At 73.9% G+C, this 25,445-nt stretch carries 25 protein-coding genes; 11 read left to right on the top strand and 14 right to left on the bottom strand.

Annotation, left to right across the window (positions count from 1 at the left end; translation table 11 throughout):
- Positions 1 to 62: 62 nt before the first annotated feature.
- Both IH50_RS0118105 and IH50_RS0118100 read left to right on the top strand, forming a co-directional pair.
- Complete coding sequence (locus IH50_RS0118105; RefSeq protein ID WP_030862821.1) at positions 63 to 626, top strand: PadR family transcriptional regulator; 564 nt, start codon at positions 63 to 65, stop codon at positions 624 to 626.
- Positions 627 to 630: 4 nt separating this feature from the next.
- Positions 631 to 1,389 (top strand): class I SAM-dependent methyltransferase, encoded by a 759-nt coding sequence (locus tag IH50_RS0118100; RefSeq protein WP_030862817.1) that lies wholly within the window; start codon positions 631 to 633, stop codon positions 1,387 to 1,389.
- Here IH50_RS0118100 and IH50_RS0118095 read toward each other — a convergent pair.
- The 4 genes from IH50_RS0118095 to IH50_RS0118080 all read right to left on the bottom strand — a co-directional run bounded on the left by IH50_RS0118095 (position 1,359) and on the right by IH50_RS0118080 (position 4,848).
- Positions 1,359 to 2,102 carry a GntR family transcriptional regulator gene (locus IH50_RS0118095; RefSeq protein WP_030862815.1) on the bottom strand — a complete coding sequence of 248 codons (744 nt, stop codon included), beginning with the start codon at positions 2,100 to 2,102 and terminating at the stop codon, positions 1,359 to 1,361. The two genes, IH50_RS0118100 and IH50_RS0118095, sit on opposite strands and share 31 nt — an antisense overlap.
- A gap of 122 nt (positions 2,103 to 2,224) precedes the next feature.
- Positions 2,225 to 3,199, bottom strand: coding sequence for an acetylxylan esterase (locus IH50_RS0118090; protein ID WP_030862810.1), 975 nt, complete (start codon positions 3,197 to 3,199; stop codon positions 2,225 to 2,227).
- A 244-nt stretch (positions 3,200 to 3,443) separates the two neighbouring features.
- Complete coding sequence (locus IH50_RS0118085) at positions 3,444 to 4,220, bottom strand: ferredoxin reductase (protein ID WP_030862808.1); 777 nt, start codon at positions 4,218 to 4,220, stop codon at positions 3,444 to 3,446.
- Positions 4,221 to 4,242: 22 nt separating this feature from the next.
- Complete coding sequence (locus IH50_RS0118080) at positions 4,243 to 4,848, bottom strand: sulfite oxidase-like oxidoreductase (protein ID WP_030862804.1); 606 nt, start codon at positions 4,846 to 4,848, stop codon at positions 4,243 to 4,245.
- A 304-nt stretch (positions 4,849 to 5,152) separates the two neighbouring features.
- On the opposite strand from IH50_RS0118080, the gene IH50_RS0118075 reads away from it, so the two are divergent.
- Positions 5,153 to 5,962 carry a putative protein N(5)-glutamine methyltransferase gene (locus IH50_RS0118075; RefSeq protein WP_030862801.1) on the top strand — a complete coding sequence of 270 codons (810 nt, stop codon included), beginning with the start codon at positions 5,153 to 5,155 and terminating at the stop codon, positions 5,960 to 5,962.
- Positions 5,963 to 6,125: 163 nt separating this feature from the next.
- On the opposite strand, the gene IH50_RS0118070 is transcribed toward IH50_RS0118075, so the two are convergent.
- Positions 6,126 to 8,210: a SpoIIE family protein phosphatase gene (locus tag IH50_RS0118070; protein ID WP_030862798.1), complete on the bottom strand. Its 2,085-nt coding sequence runs from the start codon at positions 8,208 to 8,210 to the stop codon at positions 6,126 to 6,128.
- Positions 8,211 to 8,456: 246 nt separating this feature from the next.
- Here IH50_RS0118070 and IH50_RS0118065 point away from each other — a divergent pair, with 246 nt between their 5' ends.
- The 3 genes from IH50_RS0118065 (at position 8,457) to IH50_RS0118055 (ending at position 11,592) form a co-directional block, all read left to right on the top strand.
- Positions 8,457 to 8,828, top strand: coding sequence for a hypothetical protein (locus IH50_RS0118065; RefSeq protein ID WP_030862795.1), 372 nt, complete (start codon positions 8,457 to 8,459; stop codon positions 8,826 to 8,828).
- A 102-nt stretch (positions 8,829 to 8,930) separates the two neighbouring features.
- The gene (locus tag IH50_RS0118060; protein WP_030862792.1) at positions 8,931 to 10,946 is read left to right on the top strand and encodes an FAD-dependent oxidoreductase; all 2,016 of its coding nucleotides are present in this window, start codon (positions 8,931 to 8,933) and stop codon (positions 10,944 to 10,946) included.
- A 70-nt stretch (positions 10,947 to 11,016) separates the two neighbouring features.
- Entirely contained in the window at positions 11,017 to 11,592 is a 576-nt protein-coding gene (locus tag IH50_RS0118055) for a PadR family transcriptional regulator (protein ID WP_030862789.1), read from the top strand.
- A gap of 94 nt (positions 11,593 to 11,686) precedes the next feature.
- On the opposite strand, the gene IH50_RS0118050 is transcribed toward IH50_RS0118055, so the two are convergent.
- Complete coding sequence (locus IH50_RS0118050; RefSeq protein ID WP_030862786.1) at positions 11,687 to 12,217, bottom strand: hypothetical protein; 531 nt, start codon at positions 12,215 to 12,217, stop codon at positions 11,687 to 11,689.
- A gap of 168 nt (positions 12,218 to 12,385) precedes the next feature.
- Entirely contained in the window at positions 12,386 to 13,387 is a 1,002-nt protein-coding gene (locus tag IH50_RS0118045) for a fibronectin type III domain-containing protein (protein WP_030862783.1), read from the bottom strand.
- Between the two features lie 390 nt (positions 13,388 to 13,777).
- On the opposite strand from IH50_RS0118045, the gene IH50_RS0118040 reads away from it, so the two are divergent.
- A complete protein-coding gene (locus IH50_RS0118040; RefSeq protein WP_030862780.1) occupies positions 13,778 to 14,731 on the top strand; it encodes a glycoside hydrolase family 75 protein in 954 nt (317 codons plus the stop codon).
- Between the two features lie 24 nt (positions 14,732 to 14,755).
- Here the strand turns inward: IH50_RS0118040 and IH50_RS0118035 are convergent, their stop codons facing one another.
- The 3 genes from IH50_RS0118035 to dhaK are packed head-to-tail and all read right to left on the bottom strand — an operon-like array spanning position 14,756 to position 16,792.
- Complete coding sequence (locus tag IH50_RS0118035; RefSeq protein ID WP_030862778.1) at positions 14,756 to 15,166, bottom strand: PTS fructose transporter subunit IIA; 411 nt, start codon at positions 15,164 to 15,166, stop codon at positions 14,756 to 14,758.
- The gene (gene dhaL / locus IH50_RS0118030; protein ID WP_030862776.1) at positions 15,159 to 15,764 is read right to left on the bottom strand and encodes a dihydroxyacetone kinase subunit DhaL; all 606 of its coding nucleotides are present in this window, start codon (positions 15,762 to 15,764) and stop codon (positions 15,159 to 15,161) included. Before dhaL ends, IH50_RS0118035 begins: the two co-directional genes overlap by 8 nt.
- A 35-nt stretch (positions 15,765 to 15,799) precedes the next feature.
- Complete coding sequence (gene dhaK / locus IH50_RS0118025) at positions 15,800 to 16,792, bottom strand: dihydroxyacetone kinase subunit DhaK (protein WP_030862772.1); 993 nt, start codon at positions 16,790 to 16,792, stop codon at positions 15,800 to 15,802.
- A gap of 424 nt (positions 16,793 to 17,216) precedes the next feature.
- On the opposite strand from dhaK, the gene IH50_RS0118020 reads away from it, so the two are divergent.
- The gene (locus IH50_RS0118020) at positions 17,217 to 17,654 is read left to right on the top strand and encodes a hypothetical protein (RefSeq protein ID WP_037872517.1); all 438 of its coding nucleotides are present in this window, start codon (positions 17,217 to 17,219) and stop codon (positions 17,652 to 17,654) included.
- 60 nt (positions 17,655 to 17,714) lie between these two features.
- Here IH50_RS0118020 and IH50_RS0118015 read toward each other — a convergent pair whose 3' ends face one another.
- The 3 genes from IH50_RS0118015 to IH50_RS0118005 all read right to left on the bottom strand — a co-directional run bounded on the left by IH50_RS0118015 (position 17,715) and on the right by IH50_RS0118005 (position 21,986).
- Complete coding sequence (locus IH50_RS0118015; RefSeq protein WP_420709069.1) at positions 17,715 to 18,029, bottom strand: hypothetical protein; 315 nt, start codon at positions 18,027 to 18,029, stop codon at positions 17,715 to 17,717.
- 100 nt (positions 18,030 to 18,129) lie between these two features.
- Positions 18,130 to 19,707, bottom strand: coding sequence for an SDR family oxidoreductase (locus tag IH50_RS0118010; protein ID WP_234328189.1), 1,578 nt, complete (start codon positions 19,705 to 19,707; stop codon positions 18,130 to 18,132).
- A 152-nt stretch (positions 19,708 to 19,859) separates the two neighbouring features.
- Positions 19,860 to 21,986, bottom strand: a complete 2,127-nt coding sequence (locus IH50_RS0118005) for an MMPL family transporter (protein ID WP_030862763.1) — start codon at positions 21,984 to 21,986, stop codon at positions 19,860 to 19,862.
- A gap of 75 nt (positions 21,987 to 22,061) precedes the next feature.
- Between IH50_RS0118005 and IH50_RS0118000 the strand changes: the two genes are divergently transcribed.
- From IH50_RS0118000 to IH50_RS0117990, 3 genes are all read left to right on the top strand, one after another.
- Complete coding sequence (locus IH50_RS0118000) at positions 22,062 to 22,559, top strand: MarR family winged helix-turn-helix transcriptional regulator (protein ID WP_051767356.1); 498 nt, start codon at positions 22,062 to 22,064, stop codon at positions 22,557 to 22,559.
- Positions 22,560 to 22,801: 242 nt separating this feature from the next.
- Positions 22,802 to 23,662, top strand: coding sequence for an SGNH/GDSL hydrolase family protein (locus IH50_RS0117995; RefSeq protein ID WP_030862757.1), 861 nt, complete (start codon positions 22,802 to 22,804; stop codon positions 23,660 to 23,662).
- A gap of 168 nt (positions 23,663 to 23,830) precedes the next feature.
- Entirely contained in the window at positions 23,831 to 24,529 is a 699-nt protein-coding gene (locus IH50_RS0117990; RefSeq protein WP_030862754.1) for a response regulator, read from the top strand.
- A gap of 341 nt (positions 24,530 to 24,870) precedes the next feature.
- Here IH50_RS0117990 and IH50_RS0117985 read toward each other — a convergent pair whose 3' ends face one another.
- A complete protein-coding gene (locus IH50_RS0117985) occupies positions 24,871 to 25,326 on the bottom strand; it encodes a Crp/Fnr family transcriptional regulator (protein WP_030862751.1) in 456 nt (151 codons plus the stop codon).
- Between the last annotated feature and the right edge of the window lie 119 nt (positions 25,327 to 25,445).

The following is a 25,445-nucleotide window of genomic DNA, read 5'->3' as shown; positions in this document are numbered from 1 at the left end:
CCCATAGTCAACTTGTTGAATAGGTGCGGATGACAATAATCACTCGCTGCTAACGTGTCCACATGTCCCTGAAGTACGCCGTCCTGGCCGCCCTCCTGGAGGGCGAGGCCTCGGGCTACGAGCTGTCCAAGATCTTCGACGTCTCGTTCGCCAACTTCTGGGCCTGCACGCCCCAGCAGCTCTACCGGGAACTCGAGCGGCTGGCGGGGGACGGGCTCGTCGAGGCCCGGGTGGTACGGCAGGAACGGCGCCCGGACAAGCGGATGTTCACCCTCACCGAGGCCGGCCGCGACGATCTGCGCGCCTTCGCCGCCGAGCCGCCCCGGCGGCCCACCGCCATCCGCGACGAACTCCTGATCAAGATCCAGGCCATGGACGGTACGGACCCCGGGGCCACGGCCGCGCTGCTCGAGGAACGGATGGCGTGGGCACGCGGCAAACTCGCCCGCTACGCGCGCGTGCGCGAACGCCTGCTGGACGGCCGCTCCGAGGAGCAGTACCTGAGCGAGGCCGACCGGGTCGGCCCGTACCTCACCCTGCTGGGCGGAATCGCCTTCGAGGAGGAGAACCTGCGCTGGTGCGAGCGAGTGCTGACGGTGGTGCGCGGCCGTGCTCCCCTAGGCTGACCGGATGTTCGGTCCCGAAGGCCCTCGGCTGCGCGAACTCGCCGTCCAGGCGCTGTCGTCCGTGGAACACGGCTACGACCTCCTCGCGCCGAAGTTCGACCACACCCCTTTCCGCACGCCCGACTCGGTGCTCGACGCCACCACGGAGGCGCTGCGGCGGGCAGGGCCCTTCGGGGCCGGGCTCGATCTGTGCTGCGGCACCGGCGCGGGCGTCGACGTGCTGCGGCAGGTGTGCCGGGGGAGCGTCACCGGAGTGGACTTCAGCACCGGCATGCTGACCGTCGCGCGGGAACGCGTCCGGCCGCCGGGGCCGGTGACCGGCTGGGTGCGGGCGGACGCGCGGGCACTGCCGTTCGGCCCGGTCTTCGACCTCGTGGTCAGCTTCGGCGCGTTCGGCCACTTCCTGCCGCGTGAACTGCCCGGGCTGTTCGCCCAGGTCCACTCGGTGCTCCGGCCGGGCGGACGCTTCGTCTTCCCCGTGGTCGCGCCGCCCCGGCCGGGCTCGCTCACGTACGGGATGCTGCTGGGCTTCGACGCCGTGATGCGGGTGCGCAACGCGGTGTGGCGCCCGCCGTTCGTCATGTACTACCGCGCCTTCCGCTTCGGTGCCGTGCGGCGCGAGCTGACCCGGGCAGGGTTCCGGGTGGAGTCGTGGGCCCTGCCCGGGTTCGGACGGCGCCGGGACGGCAGCCCGCGGGTCCGGCTGGTCGTCGCCGGACGCCCCGGGCCCGGTCAGACCGCCGCCGGGACCGTGAACTCGTAGACCAGGGCATCCTCCCGGGCGTCCATGACGAGTTCGGTGATCTCCAGCGGGCGGGCGTACTGGTCGTGCACCCGCCGGGTGACCCGGACCGACGGCGTCCCCGCGACCGGCGTGATCGTGTCGCGGTGATGCAGGGTCAGGCCCGCCCGGCGCATCCAGTCGTAGGCCCGCCGCAGCTCCGCCGCACCGGCGCCGTCGGCCCGGGCGCGGTAGCGGCCCAGCTCCTCGACCTCCGCGAGCGCAACGGCGGAGAACGATGTCACCGCCGTCCGCAGCTCCCGCCCGTCGGCCGACGCCGACCGGTAGCGGTGCACCAGCGTCGGCCGGGCCGGGGCCACTCCCAGGGCCTCGGCGTGCCCGGGCGGCGGGGCCTCCCAGGTCACGGTGGCCCTGGTCGTCGCGCCCCGCTCGGCGCACCACGCGCCGAGCGGGAAACCGGACGACGCCGGCGTCTCCACCGGCGGGCCGGGCAGCGTGGCGTGGCTGCCCCGCCGGTCGGTGGCGACCAGTCCGTCACGGCGCAGCACCTGCAGCGCCTGCCGTACGGTCTCCCTGCTGACCTCGAAGTGCTCGGCCAGCCGTCGCTCGCCGGGAAGGCGTTCGCCGGGCGGAATCGTTCCGTCCCGCAGTTCGCCGAGCAACTCCGCGGCGATCCTCCGGTAGAGGGGCTCCCCTTCGGCGGGCGAGTGGTCGTGCGGGGTGGTGCGGGCCATGCCGCGCCTCCTGTGGGTGACGGTCCGTAGCCGTGCGGGCTCGTTGGGCCACCACACCTATCATTGGTCTACACCAGCAGGGAAGAACGGTCCGGCAGTTCGGCCGGAACCGTACGGTCCCCTCAGGCGTACGAGCGCATCCAGCGCAGCTTGGCCGCCTCCTGGAAGGGGCCGCCGCCCTCGTGGTCGTTGAAGTCGTACACCTCGATCGCCTTGTCGTCGTGCGCCCAGGCGTTGAAGGCCCCGAACACCGTCGAGGGCGGGCAGGTCTGGTCCTCCAGGGCCGCCGAGAACAGGGCGGGCGCGCTGCCGCGGGCGGCGAAGTGCACGCCGTCGAAGTAGGACAGCGTGTGCAGGACGTCCTCGAAGCGGCCGCGGTGCGTCTTGAGGTAGGAGCCGATCTCCCGGTACGGCTGCCGGTCGGTGAGCGTCGTCGCGCGCGGGAAGTCGCAGAGGAACGGCACGTCCGGCGCGACGCCGGCCAGGTCCGGGACCAGCCCGCCCACCGCGATGGCGATGCCCCCGCCCTGGCTGGCGCCCACGGCGACCGTACGGCTCGCGTCGGTCAGCGGGTGCGACCGCGCCGCCTCCACCGCCCGTACGGCGTCCGTGAACACCCGGCGGTAGTAGTAGTTCTCGGGGGCGTCGATGCCGCGCGTCATGAAACCGGGGTACGCCGGAGCGCCGCCCACCGGGTCCGCCGTACCGCCGCCGGCGCCCCAGGCGCTGCCCTGGCCCCGGGTGTCCATCACGAAGTGGGCCCGGCCCGTGGACGCCCACAGCAGGTGCTCGTGCGGCAGCCCGCGGCCACCGCCGTAGCCGATGAACTCCACCACCAGCGGCAGCGGGGTGTCGGCGTCGGCGTCGGCGGGCAGCGTCAGCCAGCCCTTGACGGGGTGGCCTCCGAACCCGGCGAACGCCACGTCGAAGACGCGCACCGTCGACAGCCCCGTGTCGACCGGCTCGAAACGGGCGTCCAGATCGTGCTCGCGTGCCTCGTCGAGCGTCTTGGACCAGAACGCGTCGAAATCCTCGGGCGCGGTGGACGCGCTGCGGTACCCGCGCAGTTCGTCGAGGGGGAGGTCGAACAGGGCCATCAAGGACCGCCTTCGTGAAGAGACAGTGCGAAGCGATGACACCGTACGTGGATCACCGGCGCCATCGCCAGAGGCTCCGGGGAAAGTCCCAGGTGGTGGGCATGGAAAGCGGTTGCCCTCAGGGGGTGGGAAGGGGGGGCGTCGGCTCGGACGCCGCGGCGCGCGGTACCCACGCAGCAGCCCCGGCCGGATGTCCGGCCGGGGCTGTGCGAAACGGCGGCCGCCCCGGCGGGGACGCCGCCGGTCAGCCGAAGCGCTCGATACGGATGCGCTCCACGGGCTGGCCGGCCGCCACGAGCAGCCTGGAGGCGTGCTCGGCGAAGGAGTTGGAGCCGCACACATAGGCCTCCCACCCACCAGGAGGCTGCTTGGCCAGGAGCGGTGCCACATGTGCGGCCGCCATACGTCCCACGGGCACACCTTCCGGGGCGCTGCGCGTGAACACCCGGGTCGTCTCCGCGCCGAACTCCCGCGCGTAGATCAGCTCCTCGGGGCTGCGGGCCGACACCAGCAGGCGCAGCGGCAGCCTCATGTCCCGGGTCCGGTGATACCGCACCATCGACATCAGCGGGACCACTCCGGAGCCGGCGCCCACCAGCAGCGCGGGCCGGTCGCCCGGCCAGGCGAAGAAGCCGCTGAGCGGGCCGCGCACCTCGACCCGGTCACCGGGGCGGGCCACGGTGTGGAACCAGCCCGAGACCTCGCCGCCCTCGACCCGGTCCAGGGTCAGCTCGAGGTGCCCGGAGTCGTCCGGCGCCGACGCGATCGAGTAGTGGCGCTGGGCCACATAGCCGTCCTCGGCGGTCAGCCGCAGCAGCAGGTGCTGGCCGGGCACATGCCCCGGCCAGCCGGGCACGGCGAACCGGAAGGTCGACGCCCGCGGGGTCTCGCGGCGGATCTCCGTCAGGGTCGCCGTCCGCCACACGGACGCGGTCTGCTCGTTCACGCCGATCCGCCCGGGCACCGCGAACCGCGTCGGTGGGGTGAAGCGCCCCGGTGCGGCCGGTGACGCCGGTGCCATGGGTGTCATCGATGTCGTCCGCTCAGTCACCGGAGTACCGCTGCTCCTCCCAGGGGTTGCCGCGCGCGTGGTAGCCGTTGCCCTCCCAGAAGCCCGGCTCGTCGTGGTCGAGGAGCCGCAGCCCCGCGATCCACTTGGCGCTCTTCCAGAAGTACAGGTGCGGCACGATCAGCCGCGCCGGGCCGCCGTGCTCGGGAGGCAGCGGACGGCCGTCGTACTCCCAGGCGATCCAGGCCCGGCCGCCGGTCACGTCCGCGAGCGGCAGGCTGGTGGTGTAGCCGGTGTGCGCGTACGCGACCACATGGGTCGCCGACCCATGGGGCCGGACCACGTCGAGAAACGCGTCCAGGGAGACGCCGCCGAACCGCACCCCGAACTTCGACCAGCTCGTCACACAGTGGATGGCCCCCTCGTACGCCGAGGCCGGCAGCGCGTGCGCCTGCTTCCAGTCCCAGGTGCGGGGCTCCGCCACCAGCCCGTCGATCCGGAAGGTCCAGTCGGCGGGCGCCAGGTCGGGCGTGACCTCGGCGGACAGGACGGGCCATTCGTCGCCCGCGTCGTACTGACCCGGCGGCAGTCCGGGGTTGTGCACGCGGGGGCGGCCGGTGAAGCCTCGGGTGATGTTCACGTGATCGGCGATTCCGTTGCGACTGGTGCTCAAGTGTTTTCCGCGTTCAACCGTACGCGGTGTCCGCGACCGGCGCGGTGCCAGGCCGGTCCCGGCACCCGGAAACGCCGTACGGCGGCGGTGATCGTCGGGTAGTGTGGCCGTCCGGCTGCGGACCGCCCCAGCCGGAAGACGCCGAGGAGGTGAGACCCATTACCGCTGTGTCAGGTCGGGTGCTCTCCCCTCGAAGCGACGCGGACCACCGCCAGTAGGTGACCGCGAGAGCGCCCTTCGGCTCCCGAAAGGCTCAACGCTCTTGTCGCACATGCCGTCTCCGTCGCCCTCCTCCTCCGCCGTCCCGCCGCCCCCGTCCCGGGACGCCGTCGTGGCCGCGCTCCGTGCCGCCGGCTGCGTCTTCGCCGAGGACGAGGCCGAGCTGATCCTCACCGCCGCACCCACCCCCCAGGACATCGCCCCGATGACCGAGCGCCGGGCGGCCGGACTGCCCCTCGAACTCGTCGTCGGCTGGGCCGAGTTCCACGGCCGGCGCATCACCGTGGAACCCGGTGTCTTCGTGCCCCGCCGCCGCACCGAGTTCCTCGTCGAACAGGCACTCGCCCAGGCGCCGGACGCGTCCGTCGTCGTGGACCTGTGCTGCGGCTCCGGTGCCGTCGGCGCGGCCCTGGCCGCCGGACTCGGCGCGGTCGAGCTGCACGCCGCCGACATCGACCCGGCCGCCGTGCGCTGCGCCCGCCGCAACGTCGCCGGACTCGGCGGACAGGTCCACACCGGCGACCTGTTCACGGCGCTCCCCGGCGAGCTGCGGGGCCGCGTCGGCATCCTCGCGGCCAACGTGCCGTACGTGCCCAGCGACGAGATCGGCCTGCTGCCCCCGGAGGCCCGCGACCACGAGCCGCTGGTCGCGCTCGACGGCGGCGCGGACGGCCTCGACGTACTGCGCAGGGTCGCCGCCGGGGCGCCCGGCTGGCTCGCGCCGGGCGGCTGCCTCCTGGTGGAGACCAGCAGCCGGCAGGCCCCCGCGGCCGTCGGCGCCTTCACCGCCGCCGGCCTGCGGACCCGCCTGGCCGTCTCCGACGAGCGGTACGCCCATGTCGTGATCGGTGTGAGGTCTTAGCAGGGGTGTTGTTTGGATCCTGCCGGAGGCGCGGGCCCCGGCACCGCACCTCACCGTGTCGCCGTCGGGCGCCGGGGCTCCGCGAAGCTCCCCACCGACCGAAGGGCGCGGAAGGGACCCCGGCCACCGGAGCCGGCCCGGTCCGAACGGCACCCGGGACCGCTCAGGGACCCGGTGTCGTCGCGCGGGCGATGAGGAGGGCCACGTCGTCGAAGTTGTCGGGTTCGTGCAGGGTGCGCAGGAGGAGGTCGCAGACCTCCTCCAGGGAGTGGCCGGGGCGGTCCAGCAGGGCCAGCAGCCGGTCCAGGCGTTCGTCCAGCGGATGCCGGCGCGTCTCGACGAGACCGTCGGTGTAGAGCACCAGCAGGTCGCCCGGTTCCAGCTCCACGACGGTGGTGGAGAAGGGCACCCCGCCCACCCCCAGCGGCACGCCGGTGGGCAGGTCGAGCAGTTCGGGCGCGTGGCCGGCCCGCACCCGGACCGGCGGCAGGTGCCCGGCGTTGGCGATCGCGCACCGCCGCTCACGGGGATCGTGGACGACGTAGACACAGGTGGCGATCGCCTGGTCCAGGCCGCCGGTGATCCGGTCCAGGTGCTCCAGGAGGACGGCCGGATCGAGGCCGAGGGAGGCGAGGGTGTGGGTGGCCGTGCGCAGCCGCCCCATGGTGGCCGCCGCGGGGATGCCGCTGCCCATCACGTCCCCCACGACGAGGGCCGTCCTGTCGTCCTCCAGCGGGATCACGTCGAACCAGTCGCCGCCGACCTCGCTGGTGGCGCCCGCCGGCTGGTAGCGGGAGGCGACCTCGAGGCCGCCCGTCACGGGCGGGTGGCTCGGCAGCAGACTGCGCTGCAGGGTGAGGGCGGTGTCGCGGGCGTTCTGGTACCAGCGGGCGTTGTCGATCTGCACGGCCGCGCGGAAGGCCAGCTCCCGCGCGAGCAGCAGATCGTCCTCGTCGAACGGGTGGGGGTTGCGCGTGCGGATGAGGTCGAGGGCGCCCAGCACCTCCCCGCGCGCGATCAGCGGCACGGCCAGATACGAGTGGACCCCCGCCCGCGCCAGCAGCGCGGCAGCCTCCGGGGAACGGGCGATCCGCGCCAGGTCCTCGTCCTTGGTCCGCGGCACCATCACCGGCAGCCCGGTGCGCACGCACTCGGTGATCATCCGGTCCGGCGCGTACCGGGTCACCCGGCCCGGCGGGTCGGCCGCCGTCAGCACCTCGGCCGCCTCGTCCACCGCGCGCACCGCCAGTGCCCGGATCACCGCCGGCTCGGCGGGACCGAGGGTGCTGCGACGGCCCCGCACCACCGCGTCCAGCAGATCCACCGCCACCGCGTCGGCCAGCTCCGGCACGGCCACGTCGGCCAGCTCACCGGCCGTACGGTCCAGGTCCAGGGTGGTGCCGATCCGGGCGGTGGCGTCGGCGATCACGGCGAGCCGCCGCCGCGCGGTCTCGGCCTCGGCGTTCGCCCGGCGCTGCTCGGTGACGTCCACCACCGACACGGCCACGCCCAGCACCGTGCCGAGCGCGTTCTCCAGGCGGTACAGCGAGACCGACCAGGCGTGGTCCTCGTCCGGATCGGCCGGGGTACGGCCGGTCATGGGCCGGTCGACGACGGGCCGGCCGGTGTCCAGGACCCGGCGCGCACCGGCCTCCAGCTCCCCGGAGTCCACCAGCGGCAGCACCTCGCGGACCGTGCGGCCCAGATGCTCCTCGGCCGGGATGCCGTTGATCTGCTCCAGCGCCGGATTCACCGACACGTAGCGCAGACCGGTGTCCAGCACGGCCAGCCCGATGGGGGACTGGGCGACGATCCGGGACGACAGGGCCACGTCCTGTTCCAGCCGGCGCACGATCGACCGGTCCACCGCCAGACCGAGGGCGTACACGTTCCCCCGGACGTCCAGCAGCCGCATGTTGCGGAACTCCACCAACCGGGTGTCGCCGTCCTTGCGGCGGATCGGGAAGGCCCCGGCCCAGCTCCGTCCGGTGCGCATGACGTCGGCGAAGAGCTTCACCACGAGGTCCAGGTGCTCCTCGTGCACCATGATCCGGGCGGCGTACTGGCCCAGCGCCTCCCGTGCGCCGTACCCGAACAGCTCCTCGGCCTGGGGGCTCCACAGCACGATCCGCCCCTCGGCGTCCAGGACCACCGAGGCCACCTGCAGTACGTCGAGCAGCCCGCTGGGACGCACCGGCCCGCGCACCGGCCCGTCGCCGTCGGCCGGGGGTGACCCCGCTGCACTCATCGCACGCCCCGCCTTCACCGATTTCCCGCGGCACGTCGTCACCGTGCCGCCACCCCTTGTTCTACCGCGCGCGGGGCTGATTCTCCGCCGCTCCCGCCGTCCGGTTCCAGCTTCTCCCACCATCGGGACGGGCGCCCGTGAAGCCGTCCCGCGGCGGCGGCGGCGGCGCGGGTAGTGCTCTTCGCCGGGTGGTGCTTTGCTGAGTGAGGGGCGGGGGACGCGTGGGCCACGAGAGGAGCGATCACGATGGGCAGTGAGCGACCGCACCCGGAGTCCGTCTCGGTCGAGATCAGCGGATGCAGCAAGGACGACGCCCGGATCGTGTTCGACACGCTGTGCGCGTGCTTCACGTCCGACCGGTGCTCCGACGACGTACCGGAGGAGTTCTCCGAGACCCGCCCGACGGTCTGGCTCGGCACCTTCGACGTCGCCGACGCGCACGAGGGCGCCCGGCCCGAGGTCCGGCTGGCCTCGTCGGTCGACGCCGACGCGCACGGCGGCTACTGGGCGATCGACCGGTTCCGTACGACCCTGGGCTCCCTGTTCACGGTGCACGACCTGAGCACGGTCCCCGGCGACCAGGAGAAGGAGCTGCACGTACGCCTCGAAAGCCGGTGACGTTCCCGGCCCCGTGTGCCCTCCGTCTCTTATGCAACTAGTTGCATAAGGCGGTGCGCGTGCCTTACAACTACAGGCACGACACCGCGCACGGAGGGCCCGATGAGCCGTTACCCCCACCTGCTGACCCCCCTCGACCTGGGCTTCGCCACCCTGCCCAACCGGGTCCTCATGGGCTCCATGCACGTGGGCCTGGAGGAGGCCGAGGGCGGCTTCTCCCGCATGGCCGAGTTCTACGCCGCCCGCGCCCGCGGCGGGGTCGGCCTCATCGTCACCGGCGGCATCGCCCCCAACGACGAGGGACGGCCCTACGAGGGCGGCGCGAAGCTCACCACCGAGGCCGAGGCGGACCGGCACCGGACCGTCACCGACGCCGTGCACCGCGAGGGCGGGCGCATCGCGATGCAGATCCTGCACTTCGGCCGGTACGCCTACCACCGGGACCTGGTCGCCCCCAGCCCCCTCCAGGCGCCGATCAGCCCCTTCCCGCCCCGCGAGCTCACCGACGCCGAGGTCGAGCGCACCGTCGACGACTACGCCCGCGCCGCCCGCCTCGCCCGGCGGGCCGGCTACGACGGCGTCGAGATCATGGGCTCCGAGGGCTACCTGATCAACGAGTTCACCGCCGCGCGGACCAACCACCGCACCGACCGCTGGGGCGGCTCCTACGAGAACCGCATGCGCTTCCCCGTCGAGATCGTCCGCCGGGTGCGCGAGGCGGTCGGCGAGGACTTCATCGTCGTCTACCGGCTCTCCATGCTCGACCTGGTGCCCGACGGCTCCACCCTGGACGAGGTGATCACCCTCGCCAAGGCCGTGGAGGCCGCCGGCGCCACGATCATCAACACCGGCATCGGCTGGCACGAGGCCCGCATCCCCACCATCGCCACCTCCGTCCCGCGCGGCGCCTACACCTGGGTCACCGAGCGCCTCATGGGCGAGGTGTCCGTCCCGCTCGTCACCACCAACCGCATCAACACCCCCGAACTCGCCGAGCGACTGCTCGCCGAGGGCCGCGCGGACATGGTGTCGATGGCCCGCCCGATGCTCGCCGACCCCGACTTCGTCGCCAAGGCCGCCGCCGGCCGCCCCGAGGCGATCAACACCTGCATCGGCTGCAACCAGGCCTGCCTGGACCACACCTTCAGCGGGCAGATCACCTCCTGCCTGGTCAACCCGCGCGCCTGCCACGAGACCGAACTGGTCCTCTCCCCGACCCGCCGCCGCAAGCGCGTCGCCGTCGTCGGCGCCGGCCCGGCCGGCCTCGCCTGCGCGGTGAGCGCCGCCGAACGCGGCCACCACGTCACCCTGTTCGACGCCGCGAGCGAGATCGGCGGCCAGCTCAACGTGGCCCGCAAGGTCCCCGGCAAGCAGGAGTTCGACGAGACCCTGCGCTACTTCCGCACCCGCCTCGCCGAACTGGCCGTCGACGTACGCCTCGACACGCGCGTCACCGCCGACGACGTGGCCGGGTACGACGAGACCGTCGTCGCCACCGGCGTCACCCCGCGCGTCCCCGACATCCCCGGCGTCGACCACAGAAGCGTCCTCGGCTACCTCGACGTCCTGCGCGACGGCGCCCCCGTCGGCGACCGGGTCGCGATCCTCGGCGCCGGCGGCATCGGCTTCGACGTCGCCGAGTACCTCACCGACGGCGGCGACAAGGCGCACGAGGACCCCGAGACGTACTTCCGCCAGTGGGGCGTCGACCTCGACTACCGCGCCCCCGGCGGCCTCGCCGCTCCCGAACGGCCCGCCCCGGTGCGCACCGTCCACCTGCTCCAGCGCAAGACCTCCAAGGTCGGCGCCGGACTCGGCAAGACCACCGGCTGGATCCACCGCACCGAACTGCGCCACCGTGGCGTCACCATGGTCCCCGGCGTGCGCTACGACCGGATCGACGACGCCGGACTGCACGTCACCGTCGACGGCGAGAGCACCGTCCTGGAGGTCGACACCGTCGTCCTGTGCACCGGCCAGGAGCCGCGCCGCGACCTGTACGAGGAACTGGTCGCCGCCGGACGGCCCGTCCACCTGATCGGCGGCGCCGACGTGGCCGCCGAACTGGACGCCAAGCGTGCCATCAAACAGGGCACCGAGCTGGCGGCGGCGCTGTAGGCCCTGCCGCCGGTGTTCCGCCCGCCCGGCGGCGTCCGGGCCGGGCGCGGCCCGTCCCTAGGATGAGCCCATGTCACTCCCGCACGCGATCCTCACCGCCCTGCTCGAGAAGCCGTCGTCGGGGCTGGAGCTGACCCGCCGGTTCGACCGGTCGATCGGCTACTTCTGGTCCGCGACGCACCAGCAGATCTACCGCGAGCTGGGGAAACTGGAGGCCGAGGGCCTGATCCGGGCCCTCCCCTCCGAGCAGCCGGCCCGGGGGCAGAAGAAGGCGTACGAGGTCCTGCCGGCGGGACGCGCGGAACTGGCCCGCTGGACCTCCGCGTCCCAGGACCCCAAGCCGCACCGCGACGCGATGCTGCTGCGGCTGAGGGCGGCGGCCGTGGTCGGCACCGCGGGCCTGGCGGCCGACCTGCGGCGCCACCGGGAGCTGCACGAACGCCAGTTGGCGGAGTACCGGGAGATCGAGCGGCGCGACTTCCCGCCCGGCAAGGACGGACCGGAGGACCGGCTGCGCCATCTGGTGCTGCGGGCCGGCATCGACCTGGAGACCTTCTGGACCCAGTGGCTCGACCACGCGCTGGCGGAGTTCGCCCGGTTGCCGGACGCCGGCGGCCCCGGGGACCCGGTCGCACGGGAGGCGTGACACCGCGGGGTCGACGCCGGCCGCCCGTCCGGAGCGCGTCGGACGTGACGGCGGCCGGCGCCGGGTCCAGGGGGTGTCTGACACACGCCCGCGGTCAGAAGTGGCGCGGGGTGCCGCGGCGGCGCAGGTACCAGGCCGTGGCGGCGATCCCCGTACCGACCAGTGCGCCGCCCGCCACCAGCGTGACCGTGCCGTAGTCCGTCGAACCGCCGCCGATGCCGCCCATCACCCCGCGGGACGGCGAGGCCGTGGGCGACACCGACGGGCTGGGAGCCGTGGAGACGACGACGGACTGCGTGCCCGCGGTGCTGCCGTTCGAGCACACCACGACCACCGTGTACGTGCCCGGGGCGACATTCGACCAGGCGGCGGACTGTCCCGAAGCGCTCCCCGACAGCGCCACCTGACGGCCCTGCGAGAAGCTCGTCTGGCCGCTGCTGAGCAGCGAGGCGGTGCCCCAGTGGCCGTTGACCTGGGTGCACGAACTGGTGCTCACCGAGACCGTCGACCCGGTGGTGCTGACGGAGATCCCGGCCGCGGCGGCCGGCCCGGCCAGGGTCAGCGCGAGCGCGACGGCGGCGGCCGCGACCGGACCGGAGCGGAGCAGTGGCTTCGAGGTGCGCATGTGGACTGCCTTCCGGCGGCACGGCCGGCGGTACATCCCTTGCGCCGCCGAGGTCGGGGAGCGCCCGTGCTGCCACGAGGCAAGCCAACGGGCACCCGGACCGGCGCGCACTCCGGCGGCATCCGGGCAGGTGACGGCTTCCTCCGGGCGGCCGACCCCGGGGCCGGGTCAGCGCCCGGTGCCCGTCGTCACCGTGCGCTCCGCCGAGAAGCCGCCCCAGGTGCCGTCCGGCAGCATCGCCCGGATCCGCACCCGGTGGGTGACCCCGGCCTCCCGGCCGGCGTAGAAGCGGTACGTCGCCCGGTCGCGCGGCGCGTCACCGCCGTAGACGAGCGAGGTGGCGGTGCGGCCGTCCAGGCGCACCTCGTACTCGGTGACCACCCCGTCGACGCGCGGCGGCACCCAGTGCAGGACGATGTGGTAGGCGCCGTCGGACCGTTCGCTCGTGGCCCGGAAACCGGTGGGAGCGCCGGTCGGGCCGTCCGCGCCGCCCGCGGTGGCGAGGCGGACGGCGGCGCCGGCCGGGGAGAGGTTGTCGGCCGCGTCCCGGGCCCGGACCGTGAAGGAGTAGCGGGTGCCCGGCCGCAGCCCCGTCACCACGGCGGCCGTCTGGTTCCCGCTCACACTGTGGATCTTCGTTCCGCCCTGGTAGACGGTGTACGACACCACACCCCGGTCGTCCTTCGAGGCGGACCACGACAACTGGACCGCCCGGTTCCCGGCGGTCCGGCCCCGAAGCTCCGCCGGGCGGGTGGGGGCGGTGACGTCGGCCGTGGTCGCCCCGGGTGTCGTCGCCCGGACCTCCCGGCTGCGCGGTCCGAGCCGTCCGTCCGCGTCCCGGGCCCGTACCGTGAACACATAGGTGGTCGCGGGGCGGAGCCTGGTGACGTCCACCATGTGCTCGGCACCGGGCACTTCTTTCACCTTTGTGGTGCCCCGGTACACCTCGTACCGGCTCACCTCGGCGTCGGCGGCGGCGACCGCGTTCCACATGACGTGCACGCTGGTGGCGCTGCCCGCCTCGGCCGTGACCCCGGTCGGCGCTCCGGGCGGCCGTTCACCGGCACCGGGGTCGTCCGAGCCTCCCCAGCGGCAGGAGGTGAGCAGCAGGAGAACCCCGCCGAGCGCGAGGAGGCGACGGGGGGACACGGCTGGGGGAACGCCACGCACGACTCTGCCTCCCGGGGCGGTACACGAAACCGCTCGGACAATGGTCCGTACCAATATGGCCGGGGTGACGCGATCACATCAAGAGGGTGGGGTGGGGGAGTGGTCGCGCGCATTACGTATGCTGAAGTCCGAACGGGCCGAACCGCCTTTTGCCGCAGGAGAGTTCGGGCCCGTGGCGCGGACCGCTGTCGTCGCAGATCCCGCGCCGGCGCGGGTGGCCGGACGGCCCGGGTCGACCCGGACCCGGGCCCCGGCCCCTTGTCGCGGTCGCTGGTGCGATCGTGCTCCGTCCGGCCCTGTCGAGGCCGTCATGGCCCTATATCGGGACGAAATGGTGCAAAGTGCCCGTGAGTGTGCGCCCGTGACCCCGACGAGAGGCCCCCCTTGATCGTGTCCCGTGTCCAGTCGCTCACCCTGGCCATGGCCGGTGTCGCCCTGCTGGCCCCCTCGGCACCCCCCACCACCGCACCCCAGCCCCGCACCGAACCGGCCGCACGACGCACGGCCCCGACCCCCGCCGCGCCGGCCGGGGCACGCACGGATCCGGCCCCGCGGCACGTGACCCCGCCCTCCGCCGTCACCACGCCGGACGGGGCGCCCACCGACGAGCCGGCCGCACGGCTCACGGATCCGGCCCCCGCCGCCACCACGCGGGCCGGGACACGCACCGAACCGGCCGCACGGCTCACGGATCCGGCCCCCGCCGCCACCACGCCGGCCGAGGCGCCCGCCGGCGAACCGGCCGCACGGCGCACGGCCCCCGTCTCCGCCGCCGACCTGCTGGCCAAGGTGCGCACCTGCGTCCCCGTCTCCCGCGGCCGCTACCGCGAGGACCACGGCGCCAAGGCCACCGTCCCGGTGTGCGGCACCCGCGACGCCGTGTTCTGGAAGGCCGACATGGACATCGACTGCGACGGCCGTCCCGGTCCCCGCTGCAACGCCCGCACCGACCCGTACTTCTCCTCCTCCACGGCCTTCGTCCAGTCCGACGGACGCCCGCTGAGCTCCGAGGAGACCCCCTACGTGGTGGTGCCCGCGCCCAGCACCGTGTGGAACCACCGGTCCCACGGCGTGCGCGGCGGATCGGTCGTGGCGGTGGTGTACCGCGACCGCGTGCGCTACGGGGTCGTCGGCGACACCGGCCCCGCCGACGTCATCGGCGAGGCGTCCTACGCCATGGCCGAGTCGCTCGGCATCGACCCCGACCCGCGCGGCGGCGGCACCCCCTCCGGCGTCACCTACATCGTGTTCAGGAACAGCCGGGTGACCCCCATCGAGGACCACCGGGCCGCGGTGACGGCGGGGGAACGGCTGGCCCGGCGGTTCGTGGACGCGGACGGCTGAACCGGCCGGGTGCCGCCGCCCTCCTCACACCTTCCGGTACGTGTACGCCTCCACGGCCGCCGCCTCCACCGCCGCCAGGTCCGCCCCCGTGGCGGCCGTGACCACCGCGGCCACCGCGCCCTCCACGAACGGCGCGTCCACCAGCCTGGTGTGCTCGGGGAGTTCGTCACCCTCGGCGAGCAGCGCCTTCACGGTGAGCACCGCGCTGCCCAGATCGGCGAGCACGGCCACCCCCGCCCCGCGGTCCACGGACGCGGCCGCCGCGGCGATCAGCTCGGCGCTCGTGCCCAGCCCGCCGCCCTCGGTGCCGCCCGCCGGCGCCACGGGAACCGCCCCGCCGGCGCCCGCCAGCCCCCGCGCCAGCTCCGCCACCGACGCGGCCACCGCCGCGCTGTGCGACACCAGCACGATCCCCACCGGCTTCTCGTCACTCACCGCCGGCCTCCGCGTCCACGAGCGCGGCGATCAGCAGCGCCGCCGACGTGGCCCCCGGATCCTGGTGCCCGATGCTGCGCTCACCCAGATAACTGGCCCTGCCCTTGCGCGCCCGCAGCGGAGTCGTCGCCACGGCACCCTCCTCGGCGGCGTCGCGCGCGGCGGCGAAGGAGTCGCCGAGGGCGTCCACCGCGGGCACCAGCGCGTCGATCATCGTCTTGTCGCCCGGTGCCGCACCGCCGAGCTGCCGCACCGCGTCGACGCCCGCGCGCAGCGCCTCGGCCAGTCGCCGCCCGTCCACCTCGGCGGCGTCACCGAGCGCCTTGCCGGTGCGGCGCAGCAGCGTCCCGTACAGCGGACCGGACGCACCGCCCACCGTCGAGATGAGCAGCCGCCCGGCCCGGGTCAGCACCGCTCCCGGCGTGGCGGGCGGCTCCTTGTCCAGCGCGTCCCTCACCGCCCGGAACCCGCGCTGCAGGTTGCTGCCGTGATCGGCGTCCCCGATCGGCGAGTCGAGCGCGGTGAGCCGCTCCGCCTCGCGGTCCACGGACGCGGCGGTGGCCGTCATCCAACGGCGGAAGAAGTCGGCGTCGAGCACGGGAACTCCTCGTGTGGTCATGTCCTCAGCGTCCCTCACATGCCCCAGCGCAGTCCCGGAGTCCGCACCGGCGCGTCCCACAGCCGCAGCAGCTCCTCGTCGATCTGGCACAGGGTGACCGAGGCGCCCGCCATGTCGAGGGAGGTGACGTAGTTGCCGACCAGGACCCGGGCCACGGGGACCCCGCGTTCGCCGAGCACCCGCTGCACCTCGGCGTTGAAGCCGTACAGCTCCAGCAGCGGGGTGGCACCCATGCCGTTGACCAGGACCAGGACGGGGTTGCGCGGCGTGAGGTCCTCCAGGATCGCGTCGAGGGCGACCTCGGCGATCTCGCCGGACGTCATCATCGGCCGCCGCTCCCGGCCCGGCTCGCCATGGATGCCGATGCCCAGCTCCAGCTCACCGGAGGGCAGGTCGAAGGTGGGGCTGCCCTTGGCCGGCGTGGTGCAGGCGCTCAGCGCCACCCCGAAGCTGCGGGAGTTCTCGTTCACCTGCCGGGCGATCGCCTCCACCCGCTCCAGCGGCTGCCCCTCGTCCGCCGCCGCGCCCGCGATCTTCTCCACGAACAGGGTCGCGCCCGTGCCCCGCCGGCCGGCCGTGTACAGGCTGTCGGTCACCGCCACGTCGTCGTCGACCAGCACCTTCGCGACCTGGATGCCCTCGTCCTCGGCCAGTTCGGCGGCCATGTCGAAGTTGAGCACGTCACCGGTGTAGTTCTTCACGATGAACAGCACCCCGGCCCCGCTGTCCACGGCCGCCGCGGCCCGCACCATCTGGTCGGGCACCGGGGAGGTGAACACCTCGCCGGGACAGGCCGCCGACAGCATCCCCGGCCCCACGAACCCGCCGTGCAACGGCTCGTGCCCCGACCCCCCGCCGGAGACCAGGCCCACCTTCCCGGCCACGGGCGCGTCCTTGCGTACGATCACCCGGTTCTCCACGTCCACCGCCAGCTCGGGATGGGCCGCCGCCATCCCCCGCAACGCGTCCGCGACCACGGTCTCCGGGACATTGATCAGCATCTTCACGGGTACCTCCTGGGAAGGCCGGCAAGTGGGTCGTCGACCTGCATTGTCGCTGGTCGGAATGGGTACGGTAAGGCATCGGTCCTGGCGGTCCACGGCGGCCGCGGGCGGGCCCCCGTGGTACTGACGCCGGCTTCGGTGACGCGGTGTCGGATCTCCTCCGGTGGGTCGGCCGCGTGCCGAGGGGAGCCCCCATGGGAGAAGTATCGACCTTACGGCCGCGAAGGTCACGTGAGGCCGCACCGGGGCGTCGGGCAGGGCGGGCAACGGCTTCGTCGAGCGAGGCCGGGCCCGGCGCCGGGTTCGTGCCGTACCCGCCGGGCCGGTGCTCTGCCGGGCCCCGAGGAGCATCCTGGTTTTTGAGCATGTTCAAATAAGGGCTCGGCGGCGGACCCGCCGTCCGGTCACAGGGACGGGGTGTGGGGACATGGGGGGCAGAACCGTGAGGACGAGGGGCGGGGTCGGAGGCGGGTTCGTCACCGTGCTCCTCGCGGCCGTGGCGGTGCTCGCTTCGGGCTGTGTCGGGGCGGGTGCGGTCCACGTCGATCCGGACCGCCTGCCGGGGGTGTACCGCGACGAGGAGACCGGCGCGGAGATCCGCCTGCACCCCGGCGGACGGTTCTCCGCCGTGGGCATCGCGAAGAACGACGCCTACTGGCACGGAAGTGCCACCCGCGTCGACTTCGACGGCACCTGGAATCCCACCCCCTCGAACTTCGTGTACCTGCAGCCCGACGAGACCGGAGGCTTCCAGGTCCTGGGCGACATCCAGCTCTGGACCGCAAGCCCCGAGAAGGTGTTCCTGCACCCGGACGTGGACGGACCGGTGACGCTGGAGCTCGCCAGGGTCCCGGACGAGGGGTGACCCTCGGCACCCCCTTCGGCGGGAGGCCGGCGCCCGGGCGGCCCCGGGCTCCCCGCCCGCTCACCCGGGTGCCGTCGCCCGGCACGGCGCCGACGGCGGTGCCGGCGCGGGACCGGGAGCGGCCACCCGGCGGGTACGGCCCTGCGGACGCCAGGCGGTGACCAGGGCGGCGGCCAGGAGCAGTTCGGCGATGTCGCCGCCGTAGTACACGATCTCGGCGCCCGCCCGGACCTGGTCCCCGGGGGCGTGGACGCGCACCCGGAAGCCGCCGTACGTCAGCTGCGAGATCACCGCGTGCGCCGTGATGGCGACACCGAGGCGGACCAGCCGCGCGCGTATGCCCGGTCGTGACGGGGCGGGGTCGGGGCCGGCGATGACGTGGGCGAACAGGCGGCCGGAGAGCGGTAAGCGCGCGTGCGGCAGCCGGTGGGCCGGACCAGGACGCGCCGCCCGTACAACCCCCGTACGGCACCGCCTACTTGCGGAAGCCCTCGGCGGAACCGGCGCGTCCGGCGGGGTCGGCCCGCGCCGCCCGTCCGCCGTACGCGCGCATGTCCTTGGCGGCGGCCCGCGCGATGTTGCGGGCCATGCCGCCGAAGACGACGGCGTGGAACGGCGAGACACCCCACCAGTAGGCGTGGCCCAGCAGCCCGCGGGGATGGAACAGGGCACGCTGGCGGTACCGGGTGCGGCCGTCGGCGTCCGTTTCGGCGTACATCTCCAGCCAGGCGAGTCCGGGCAGCCGCATCTCGGCACGCAGCCGCAGCAGACGGCCCGGCTCGATCTCCTCGACGCGCCAGAAGTCCAGCGAGTCACCGACCCGCAGACGCTCGGCGTCCCGCCGTCCGCGGCGCAGGCCGACCCCGCCGGCGAACCGGTCCAGCCAGCCCCGGACCGCCCAGGCGAGCGGGAAGGAGTACCAGCCGTTGTCGCCGCCGATGCCCTCGACGACCTTCCACAGCGACGCGCGGGACGCGTCGACCGGCAGTTCCCGTTCGTCCCGGTAGAGGCTGCCGCCGGCCCAGTCGGGGTCGGTGGGCAGCGGGTCGCTGGGGGCGCCGGGCACGGCCGCGGACGACCAGCGGGTGGCCACCTGGGCGTCCCGGACCTTGCGCAGCGCCAGGGCCAGCGCCTCGTCGAAGGGCAGCGGCAGGCCCGGAGGGTCGGGCACGTACCGGGCGATGTCGTGCTCCCGGCAGACGACCTCGTGGCGCAGCGACTCGGTCAGCGGCCGGGCGATGGCGGCGGGCACCGGGGTGACCAGACCCACCCAGTGGCTCGAGAGCCCGGGGGTGAGGACCGGTACCGGCACGACGATCCGCCGACGCAGCCCGGCGACCGCGGCGTAACGGCCCATCATCTCCCGGTAGGTCAGCACGTCCGGCCCGCCGATGTCGAAGGCCCGGTCGACGTCGGCGGGCATGGTGGCCGAGCCGGTGAGGTAGCGCAGCACGTCGCGGATGCCGATCGGCTGAACGCGGGTGTGCACCCAGCTCGGGGTCACCATCACGGGCAGGCGCTCGGTCAGGTAGCGCAGCATCTCGAACGAGGCCGACCCCGAGCCGATGACGACCGCCGCCCGGAGCACCGTGGCGGGCACCGGGGCGTCCAGGAAGACACGTCCGACCTCGGCCCTGGAGCGCAGGTGCGGGGAGAGGGAACGCTCGGGTACGCCCGCCGGGGTGAGTCCGCCGAGGTAGACGATCCGCCGTACCCCGGCGGCGTGCGCCCGCTCGGCGAAGATCCGGGCGGCGCGGCGGTCGGTGTCCTCGAAACCGGAGCCGGTTCCCAGGGCGTGCACCAGGTAGTAGGCGACGTCGACACCGCGCATGGCCTCGGCGACCGAGCCGTCGTCCGTGACGTCGCCGCGGACGGTCTCGACCTCCTGGGCCCAGGGATGGTCGCGGAGCTTGCCGGGGGAGCGGGCCAGGCACCGGACCCGGTGACCGGCTCGCAGCAGTTCGGGCACCAGACGTCCGCCGACGTATCCGGAGGCCCCGGTGACCAGGCAGCGCAGCCGCTCGCCGTTGTGCTGTCCGTATGTGTCCGCCACGAGTGCTCCTCTCAGGGATGCGGTACGACTTCCCCCTTGTGTCCGATCATGAGTGCGGCGGCCATGGTGCGCACGGGCGTCCGCTGCCGAACACGCCCGGCAGCGGGTTCCGGCCCGTGTCGGCGCCGCTGCCGGGTTGCGCGCCGCTCAGGTCACCGCCGTGGTCCGTACGCCGACGGCTCCGGCTCCCCGGCGGGCGCGGTCTTCCCGCGTGCCAGGGCGCCGGGCCACCATGCGCGGGGGCCGATGTCGATCACGAGCGCGGGCACCAGCAGCGAGCGGACCACGAGCGTGTCGAGCAGGACGCCGAAGGCCACGATGAAGGCGATCTGCACGAGGAACGCCAGCGGGATGACCGTCAGGGCCGCGAACGTGGCGGCCAGCACCACACCCGCCGAGGTGATCACGCCGCCGGTCGTGGTCAGTCCGCGCAGCACACCCTGCCGCGAGCCGAGGGCGAGCGCCTCCTCGCGCACCCGGGACATCAGGAAGATGTTGTAGTCGACGCCGAGGGCCACCAGGAACACGAACCCGTAGAGCGGGACGGACGCGTCCGTGCCGCCGAAGCCGAGGAGGTGCTCGAAGACGAGGGAGGAGACCCCCAGCGTCGCCAGGAAGTTGAGCGCGACGGTCGCCACCAGCAGCACCGGTACGAGCAGCGAGCGCAGCAGCAGGACGAGGATCAGCAGGATGACGCCGAGCACGACGGGGACGATCACCGTGCGGTCGTGCGCGGCGGTCCGCTGGGTGTCGTACTGCTGGGCCGTGTACCCGCCGACCAGGGCGTCGGCCCCGGGGACGGCGTGCACGTTGTCGCGCAGCCGCGCGACGGTCTCCTTGGCCGCGTCGCTGTCCGCCGCCGCCTCCAGCGTGGCGTCGATACGGACCCGTCCGTCCACGACCTGCGGCTCACCGGCACCGGGCTGCCCCGAGGCGGAGACCGCGCCCGCCGACGCCACGCCCGCGGTGTCCCTCGCGGCGGCCGTCACCGCGTCGGCGTGGCCGGCGTCGGCGATGATCACGGCCGGGTTGCCCGAGCCGCCGGGGAAGTGCTCGCCGACCGTCTCCTGGGCGGCGACGGAGGGGGCGTCGTTCACGAAGATCTCGTCGAGCGGCACGCCCTTCGCGGACAGCGTGGGGGAGAAGGCCGCCAGGGCGGCGAGGACGAGCCCGGTCACGACCCAGGTGAGGCGTGGCCGCGCGTCCACCCGCGCGGCGACCCGGCGCCATACCGCGTGGCCCTCCGCGGACGCGTCCGACGCCTTCGGGCGGGACGGCCAGTAGGCGGTACGGCCGAGCAGGGCCAGCACGGCCGGCAGGAAGGTGAGGGTGGTGAGCACGGCGCACACGATGCCGATGGCGCCGACCGGTCCGAGGGCGCGGTTGTTCGTGAGGTCGCTGGCGAGCAGGGCCAGCAGCCCGAGCGCCACGGTGGCGGCACTCGCGGTGATCGCGCCGAACGAGCGCCGCACCGCCGCCAGGGCGGCCGCGGCCCGGTCCTCGCGCACGGCGAGTTCCTCGCGGAAGCGCGCGGCCAGCAGCAGGGCGTAGTCGGTGGCGGCACCGATCACCAGGATGGACAGGATGCCCTGCACCTGTCCGTCGACGCGGACCACGTCCCGTTCCGCCAGCGCGTAGACCACGGCGCAGGCCAGCCCCAGGGCGAGGACGGAGCCGAGGATGATCAGGAAGGGCAGCAGGACACTGCGGTAGACGAGCAGGAGGATCACCAGTACGGCGGCGAGCGCCACGCCCAGCAGCAGTCCGTCGATGCCCGCGAACGCGTCCGACAGGTCGGCCTGGCTCGCGGCCGGGCCGGCGATCCGCGCCTCGGTGCCCGGCACCTTCCGCGCCGCCGCACGCACCTCGTCGAGGACCGCGGGCAGCTCCTCACCCAGCTCGGGCTCGAGCGGGACGACGGCCTGGAGCGCCCGGCCGTCGTCGGAGGGCAGGGCCGGTGACGGCCGGCCGGCGATCCCGGCGCTCCCGGCGAGCGCGCCGACGGAGCCGGTGGCGGCCGCCCGCTGCGCCTCGGTGACCTGGTCCCCGTCCGTCGTCCAGACCACGATGGCCGGCAGGGTCTCGGACTGGCCGAACGCCTCACGCTCCTCCAGGACCTTGGTGGACTCGGCGCTCCGCGGCAGGAAGGAGGCCTGGTCGTTGGTGGCCACCTCGCCCAGCCTGCCCGCGTACGGCCCGAGCGTTCCTCCCACGCCCAGCCAGACCAGCAGGAGGACGAGGGGTACGGCCCACCGGGCCCGGCGCGGTGCGGTTCTCATGAACATCCTCAACAGGGGGAAGAAGTGTGTCGATGAATAAGTATCTCAATGATCGAGTGATCCTATACTGGGGTCATGAGTGACCCGGATACCCCTTCGACGCCTCTTCACGTGGACGACCCGACGGGTCTGCAGTCGTTCGCCGTGCTGTTGCGTCGGATGAACAGCGAGTTCAACCGTGTCGCTCAGGAGTTCGCCCACGCGCACGGCCTGCACCTCACCGATGTGCAGGCCCTGATCGCGATCCTGGACGCCGGCGCGGACGGCGCGGGCGAGCCCATGACGCCCGGCCGGCTGCGCAGGCAGCTCAACCTCACCTCCGGCGCGGTCACCGCGTGCGTCGACCGGCTGGAGCGGGCGGGGCACATCCACCGGGTCAGGGCCGCCGACGACCGCCGCGTGGTCCACCTGCACTTCGCGGAGGCGGCCAGAGGGCTGGTCAGGGAGTACTTCCGGCCGCTCGCGCGGAGCACCGACACCGCGCGGGGCCGTTTCACGCCCGACGAGCTCACGGTGATCGTCCGGTTCCTCGGTGAGATGAACCGCGAGCTCGTCCTGCTGCGCCGCGACTGAACGCCCCCGCCGGGCGGAGCCGGCCCCCGCACACACCGTGCCGGCCGGCGGGAGGGTCCCGGCCCGCCGCGCCGGACGGCGCCGGTGGCCGCACCGGCCGCGGCGAGCAGCGGGACCCGTGCCGCACGCCGTCATCCGGCAGGAGTACCCAGCCGCGGTCCGCCGTGCGGCGGCACGCCCGCTCGGGCATGCTCATCGCGAGGTATACCCACATACATTCCGCCCCGCGGACGGAGGCGTCCTTGAAGACGACCCTGCGCGCAGTCCTGGTCGCCGCGCTGCTCGCCGGTGCCCTGTCGGCCGTGGTACCGGTCACGGCCGCGCCGGCCGCGGCCGAACCCCCGCGGTACGTCGCGCTCGGCGACTCCTACGCGGCCGCGCCGCTGGTGCCGCCGCCCGATCCGGACGACCCGATGTGCCTGCGTTCCCTGGCCGGCTACCCGCACATCGCGGCCGAGGCCCTCGGCGCGCACCTCACCGACGTCACCTGCTCCGCCGCCACCACCGGCCACCTGAGCACGTCCCAGTACCCGGGCACCGCCCCCCAGTACGACGCGCTCACCCCCGCCGCCGACATCGTCAGCATCACCATCGGCGGCAACGACGCCGACGTCTTCGGCGAAGCGCTGGACTGCGTCAACTTCCTGCCCCCGCCCCACGGCACCAGCTGCGCGCAGGAGAACACCGCGGGCGGCACCGACAGGATCAGGGCCCGCATCGACGCCTGGGCACCGGTCTTCGGTACCGCCCTGGACGAGATCACCCGGCGGGCACCGAACGCCGAGGTCTTCGTCGTCGGTTACGGCAACTACCTCCGCACCGACGGCTGCCACCCCGTCCAGCCCTTCTGGAAGCAGGACGCCAACTACATCCAGGGCGTGGTCGACCACCTCGGCACCGTACTGAGGCGAACGGCCGAGGAGCACGGCGCGACCTTCGTCGACACCTACACCCTGGGGATCGGACACGACATCTGCGCCGCCCCCGCCGACCGCTACATCGAGGGCCTGCTCCCCGCCCGCCCGGCCGCACCCCTGCACCCCAACGCCGCGGGGGCCCGGGCCGTCGGAGAGGCCCTGGCCACGGCCGTCCGCGCGGCGTAGTCCCCGCCCTGCAGGACGGCACCTCACCGGCGAAGACGCCCCCTCGCTCCCGCCCGCGCGAGTGGGGCCGATCGGCCCTGGCCTTCCGGCCCGGCATTGCGCAGGATGTGAGGGCCGGGGATTCCGGACGGCGTGGACGATCACACAGCGTGGAACGAGGAGCAACCGATGGCGGACGGCGAGCAGCCCGGACCCGACAGCCCGATCCGGGTCTTCCTGCTGGACGACCACGAGGTGGTCCGGCGAGGGGTGCACGACCTGCTCAACGACGAACCGGACATCACCGTGGTCGGCGAGGCCGCCACCGCGGAGCAGGCCCTGGTCCGCGTTCCCGCCCTGCGCCCCCGGGTCGCGGTCCTGGACGTACGGCTGCCGGACGGGGACGGGGTGAGCGTGTGCCGCGAGCTGCGCTCGGCCATGCCCGACCTGGCCTGTCTGATGCTGACCTCGTTCGACGACGAGGAGGCCCTGCTCGACTCGATCATGGCCGGTGCCTCCGGATACGTGCTCAAGCAGATCCGCGGCTCCGACCTGGTGACCGCCGTCCGCACGGTGGCCCGCGGCCAGTCGCTGCTCGACCCGAGCGCCACCACCCGGCTGATGGCCCGGCTGCGCGGCGGTCGGCGGAAGGAAGAGGAGGAACAGCCGGACGCGCTGCCCGGCCTGACCGACCGGGAGCGCGAGATCCTGGCCCTGATCGGTGAGGGACTGACCAACCGCCAGATCGGCCAGCGGCTGTACCTGGCCGAGAAGACGGTCAAGAACCACATCTCCCGGCTGCTGGCGAAGCTCGGTGTGGAGCGCCGCATCCAGGCCGCCGTCATCGCCACCCAGGTCCAGGACCGGCTGCGGCAGGAGGGCCGCTGACGGCCGCCGCTTCCCTGAGCCCGCGTCCGGTGACCGTCCAGGCCTCGGTACGCACGGACACCGTCTCCCGCGGCGGCGCCCACGAGGCCGGACCGGTCTGTACGAGCCGTTCGTGCCCGGCGACCGGACCGAGGCCGCTCACCGGGCACCGGGCCGGCCCGGCACCGCTCCGCCTCGCCCCGTACAAGCACCGTTCCCCGCGGGCCGGCCTGCCGGACCCCGTCTCCGCGACGCTGCCCGCGCTCGCCGGTGACGAACACGAGGCGGTCGCCCGGCCCGCCGCCCGCGCACCCCACCGGGGCCGGGAACGCACGGGCCGGCCGGACCGCCGTTCACGGCCGTCAACTGCTTCCGCTGCCGTACGGGGCGTACAGGTCGAGCAGCCGGACCCGGGTGGCGTGCAGCCGCTGGGCGACCACCCGGCCGACCCATACGGCGATCACGCGGCCGAACCCGGGGTCCTTTTCGCACAGCGCCCGTACGGCCTCCGCGTCGAACTCCCAGGCCCGCACCGGGGTCGTGGTCCCGGCGCCCAGGTGCCATGTGTGCGGCGGGTGGTGCCAGGACCAGCCGATCAGCTCGCCGTGGCCCAGCGACTCGATCACGGCCGCGCGGTGACCGGGGACCTGGAGGTCGAGGGCGACGGTTCCGGTCCGGACGATCCAGAACCGGTCGGCGCGCCGTCCTTCCTCGAACAGGCGCACCCCGGCCGGGAAGGAGACCTCGCGGGCGTACCGCATCAGTTCTTCGCGGTACGCGGCCGGGAGACCCGCGCTCAGCGTGGTGGTGGAAGTCATCGCCCGTCTCCTTCCGTGCCCGCCGCCACAGCCGGATGGCGGCTTCGGTGCCCCTGATGCCAGCGTGGGCCCGGCCGGGGGGAGACGCCATGGGCCGCCCGGCCTCGTCCGAGGGACCT

The organism is Streptomyces sp. NRRL S-37, assembly GCF_000721605.1.
Lineage (GTDB): Bacteria > Actinomycetota > Actinomycetes > Streptomycetales > Streptomycetaceae > Streptomyces.
The sequence above is the reverse complement of the archived record's forward strand: the minus strand, read 5'-3'. Positions and strand labels throughout refer to the sequence as shown.

Bases quoted from the DNA above. Each gene is read 5' to 3' on its own strand.
- IH50_RS0118105 (WP_030862821.1), top strand. From the start codon at position 63: ATGTCCCTGAAGTACGCCGTCCTGGCCGCCCTCCTGGAGGGCGAGGCC.
- IH50_RS0118100 (WP_030862817.1), top strand. From the start codon at position 631: ATGTTCGGTCCCGAAGGCCCTCGGCTGCGCGAACTCGCCGTCCAGGCG.
- IH50_RS0118095 (WP_030862815.1), bottom strand. From the start codon at position 2,102: ATGGCCCGCACCACCCCGCACGACCACTCGCCCGCCGAAGGGGAGCCC.
- IH50_RS0118090 (WP_030862810.1), bottom strand. From the start codon at position 3,199: ATGGCCCTGTTCGACCTCCCCCTCGACGAACTGCGCGGGTACCGCAGC.
- IH50_RS0118085 (WP_030862808.1), bottom strand. From the start codon at position 4,220: ATGGCACCGGCGTCACCGGCCGCACCGGGGCGCTTCACCCCACCGACG.
- IH50_RS0118075 (WP_030862801.1), top strand. From the start codon at position 5,153: ATGCCGTCTCCGTCGCCCTCCTCCTCCGCCGTCCCGCCGCCCCCGTCC.
- IH50_RS0118070 (WP_030862798.1), bottom strand. From the start codon at position 8,210: ATGAGTGCAGCGGGGTCACCCCCGGCCGACGGCGACGGGCCGGTGCGC.
- IH50_RS0118065 (WP_030862795.1), top strand. From the start codon at position 8,457: ATGGGCAGTGAGCGACCGCACCCGGAGTCCGTCTCGGTCGAGATCAGC.
- IH50_RS0118060 (WP_030862792.1), top strand. From the start codon at position 8,931: ATGAGCCGTTACCCCCACCTGCTGACCCCCCTCGACCTGGGCTTCGCC.
- IH50_RS0118055 (WP_030862789.1), top strand. From the start codon at position 11,017: ATGTCACTCCCGCACGCGATCCTCACCGCCCTGCTCGAGAAGCCGTCG.
- IH50_RS0118050 (WP_030862786.1), bottom strand. From the start codon at position 12,217: ATGCGCACCTCGAAGCCACTGCTCCGCTCCGGTCCGGTCGCGGCCGCC.
- IH50_RS0118020 (WP_037872517.1), top strand. From the start codon at position 17,217: ATGGGGGGCAGAACCGTGAGGACGAGGGGCGGGGTCGGAGGCGGGTTC.
- IH50_RS0118005 (WP_030862763.1), bottom strand. From the start codon at position 21,986: ATGAGAACCGCACCGCGCCGGGCCCGGTGGGCCGTACCCCTCGTCCTC.
- IH50_RS0118000 (WP_051767356.1), top strand. From the start codon at position 22,062: ATGAGTGACCCGGATACCCCTTCGACGCCTCTTCACGTGGACGACCCG.
- IH50_RS0117990 (WP_030862754.1), top strand. From the start codon at position 23,831: ATGGCGGACGGCGAGCAGCCCGGACCCGACAGCCCGATCCGGGTCTTC.
- IH50_RS0117985 (WP_030862751.1), bottom strand. From the start codon at position 25,326: ATGACTTCCACCACCACGCTGAGCGCGGGTCTCCCGGCCGCGTACCGC.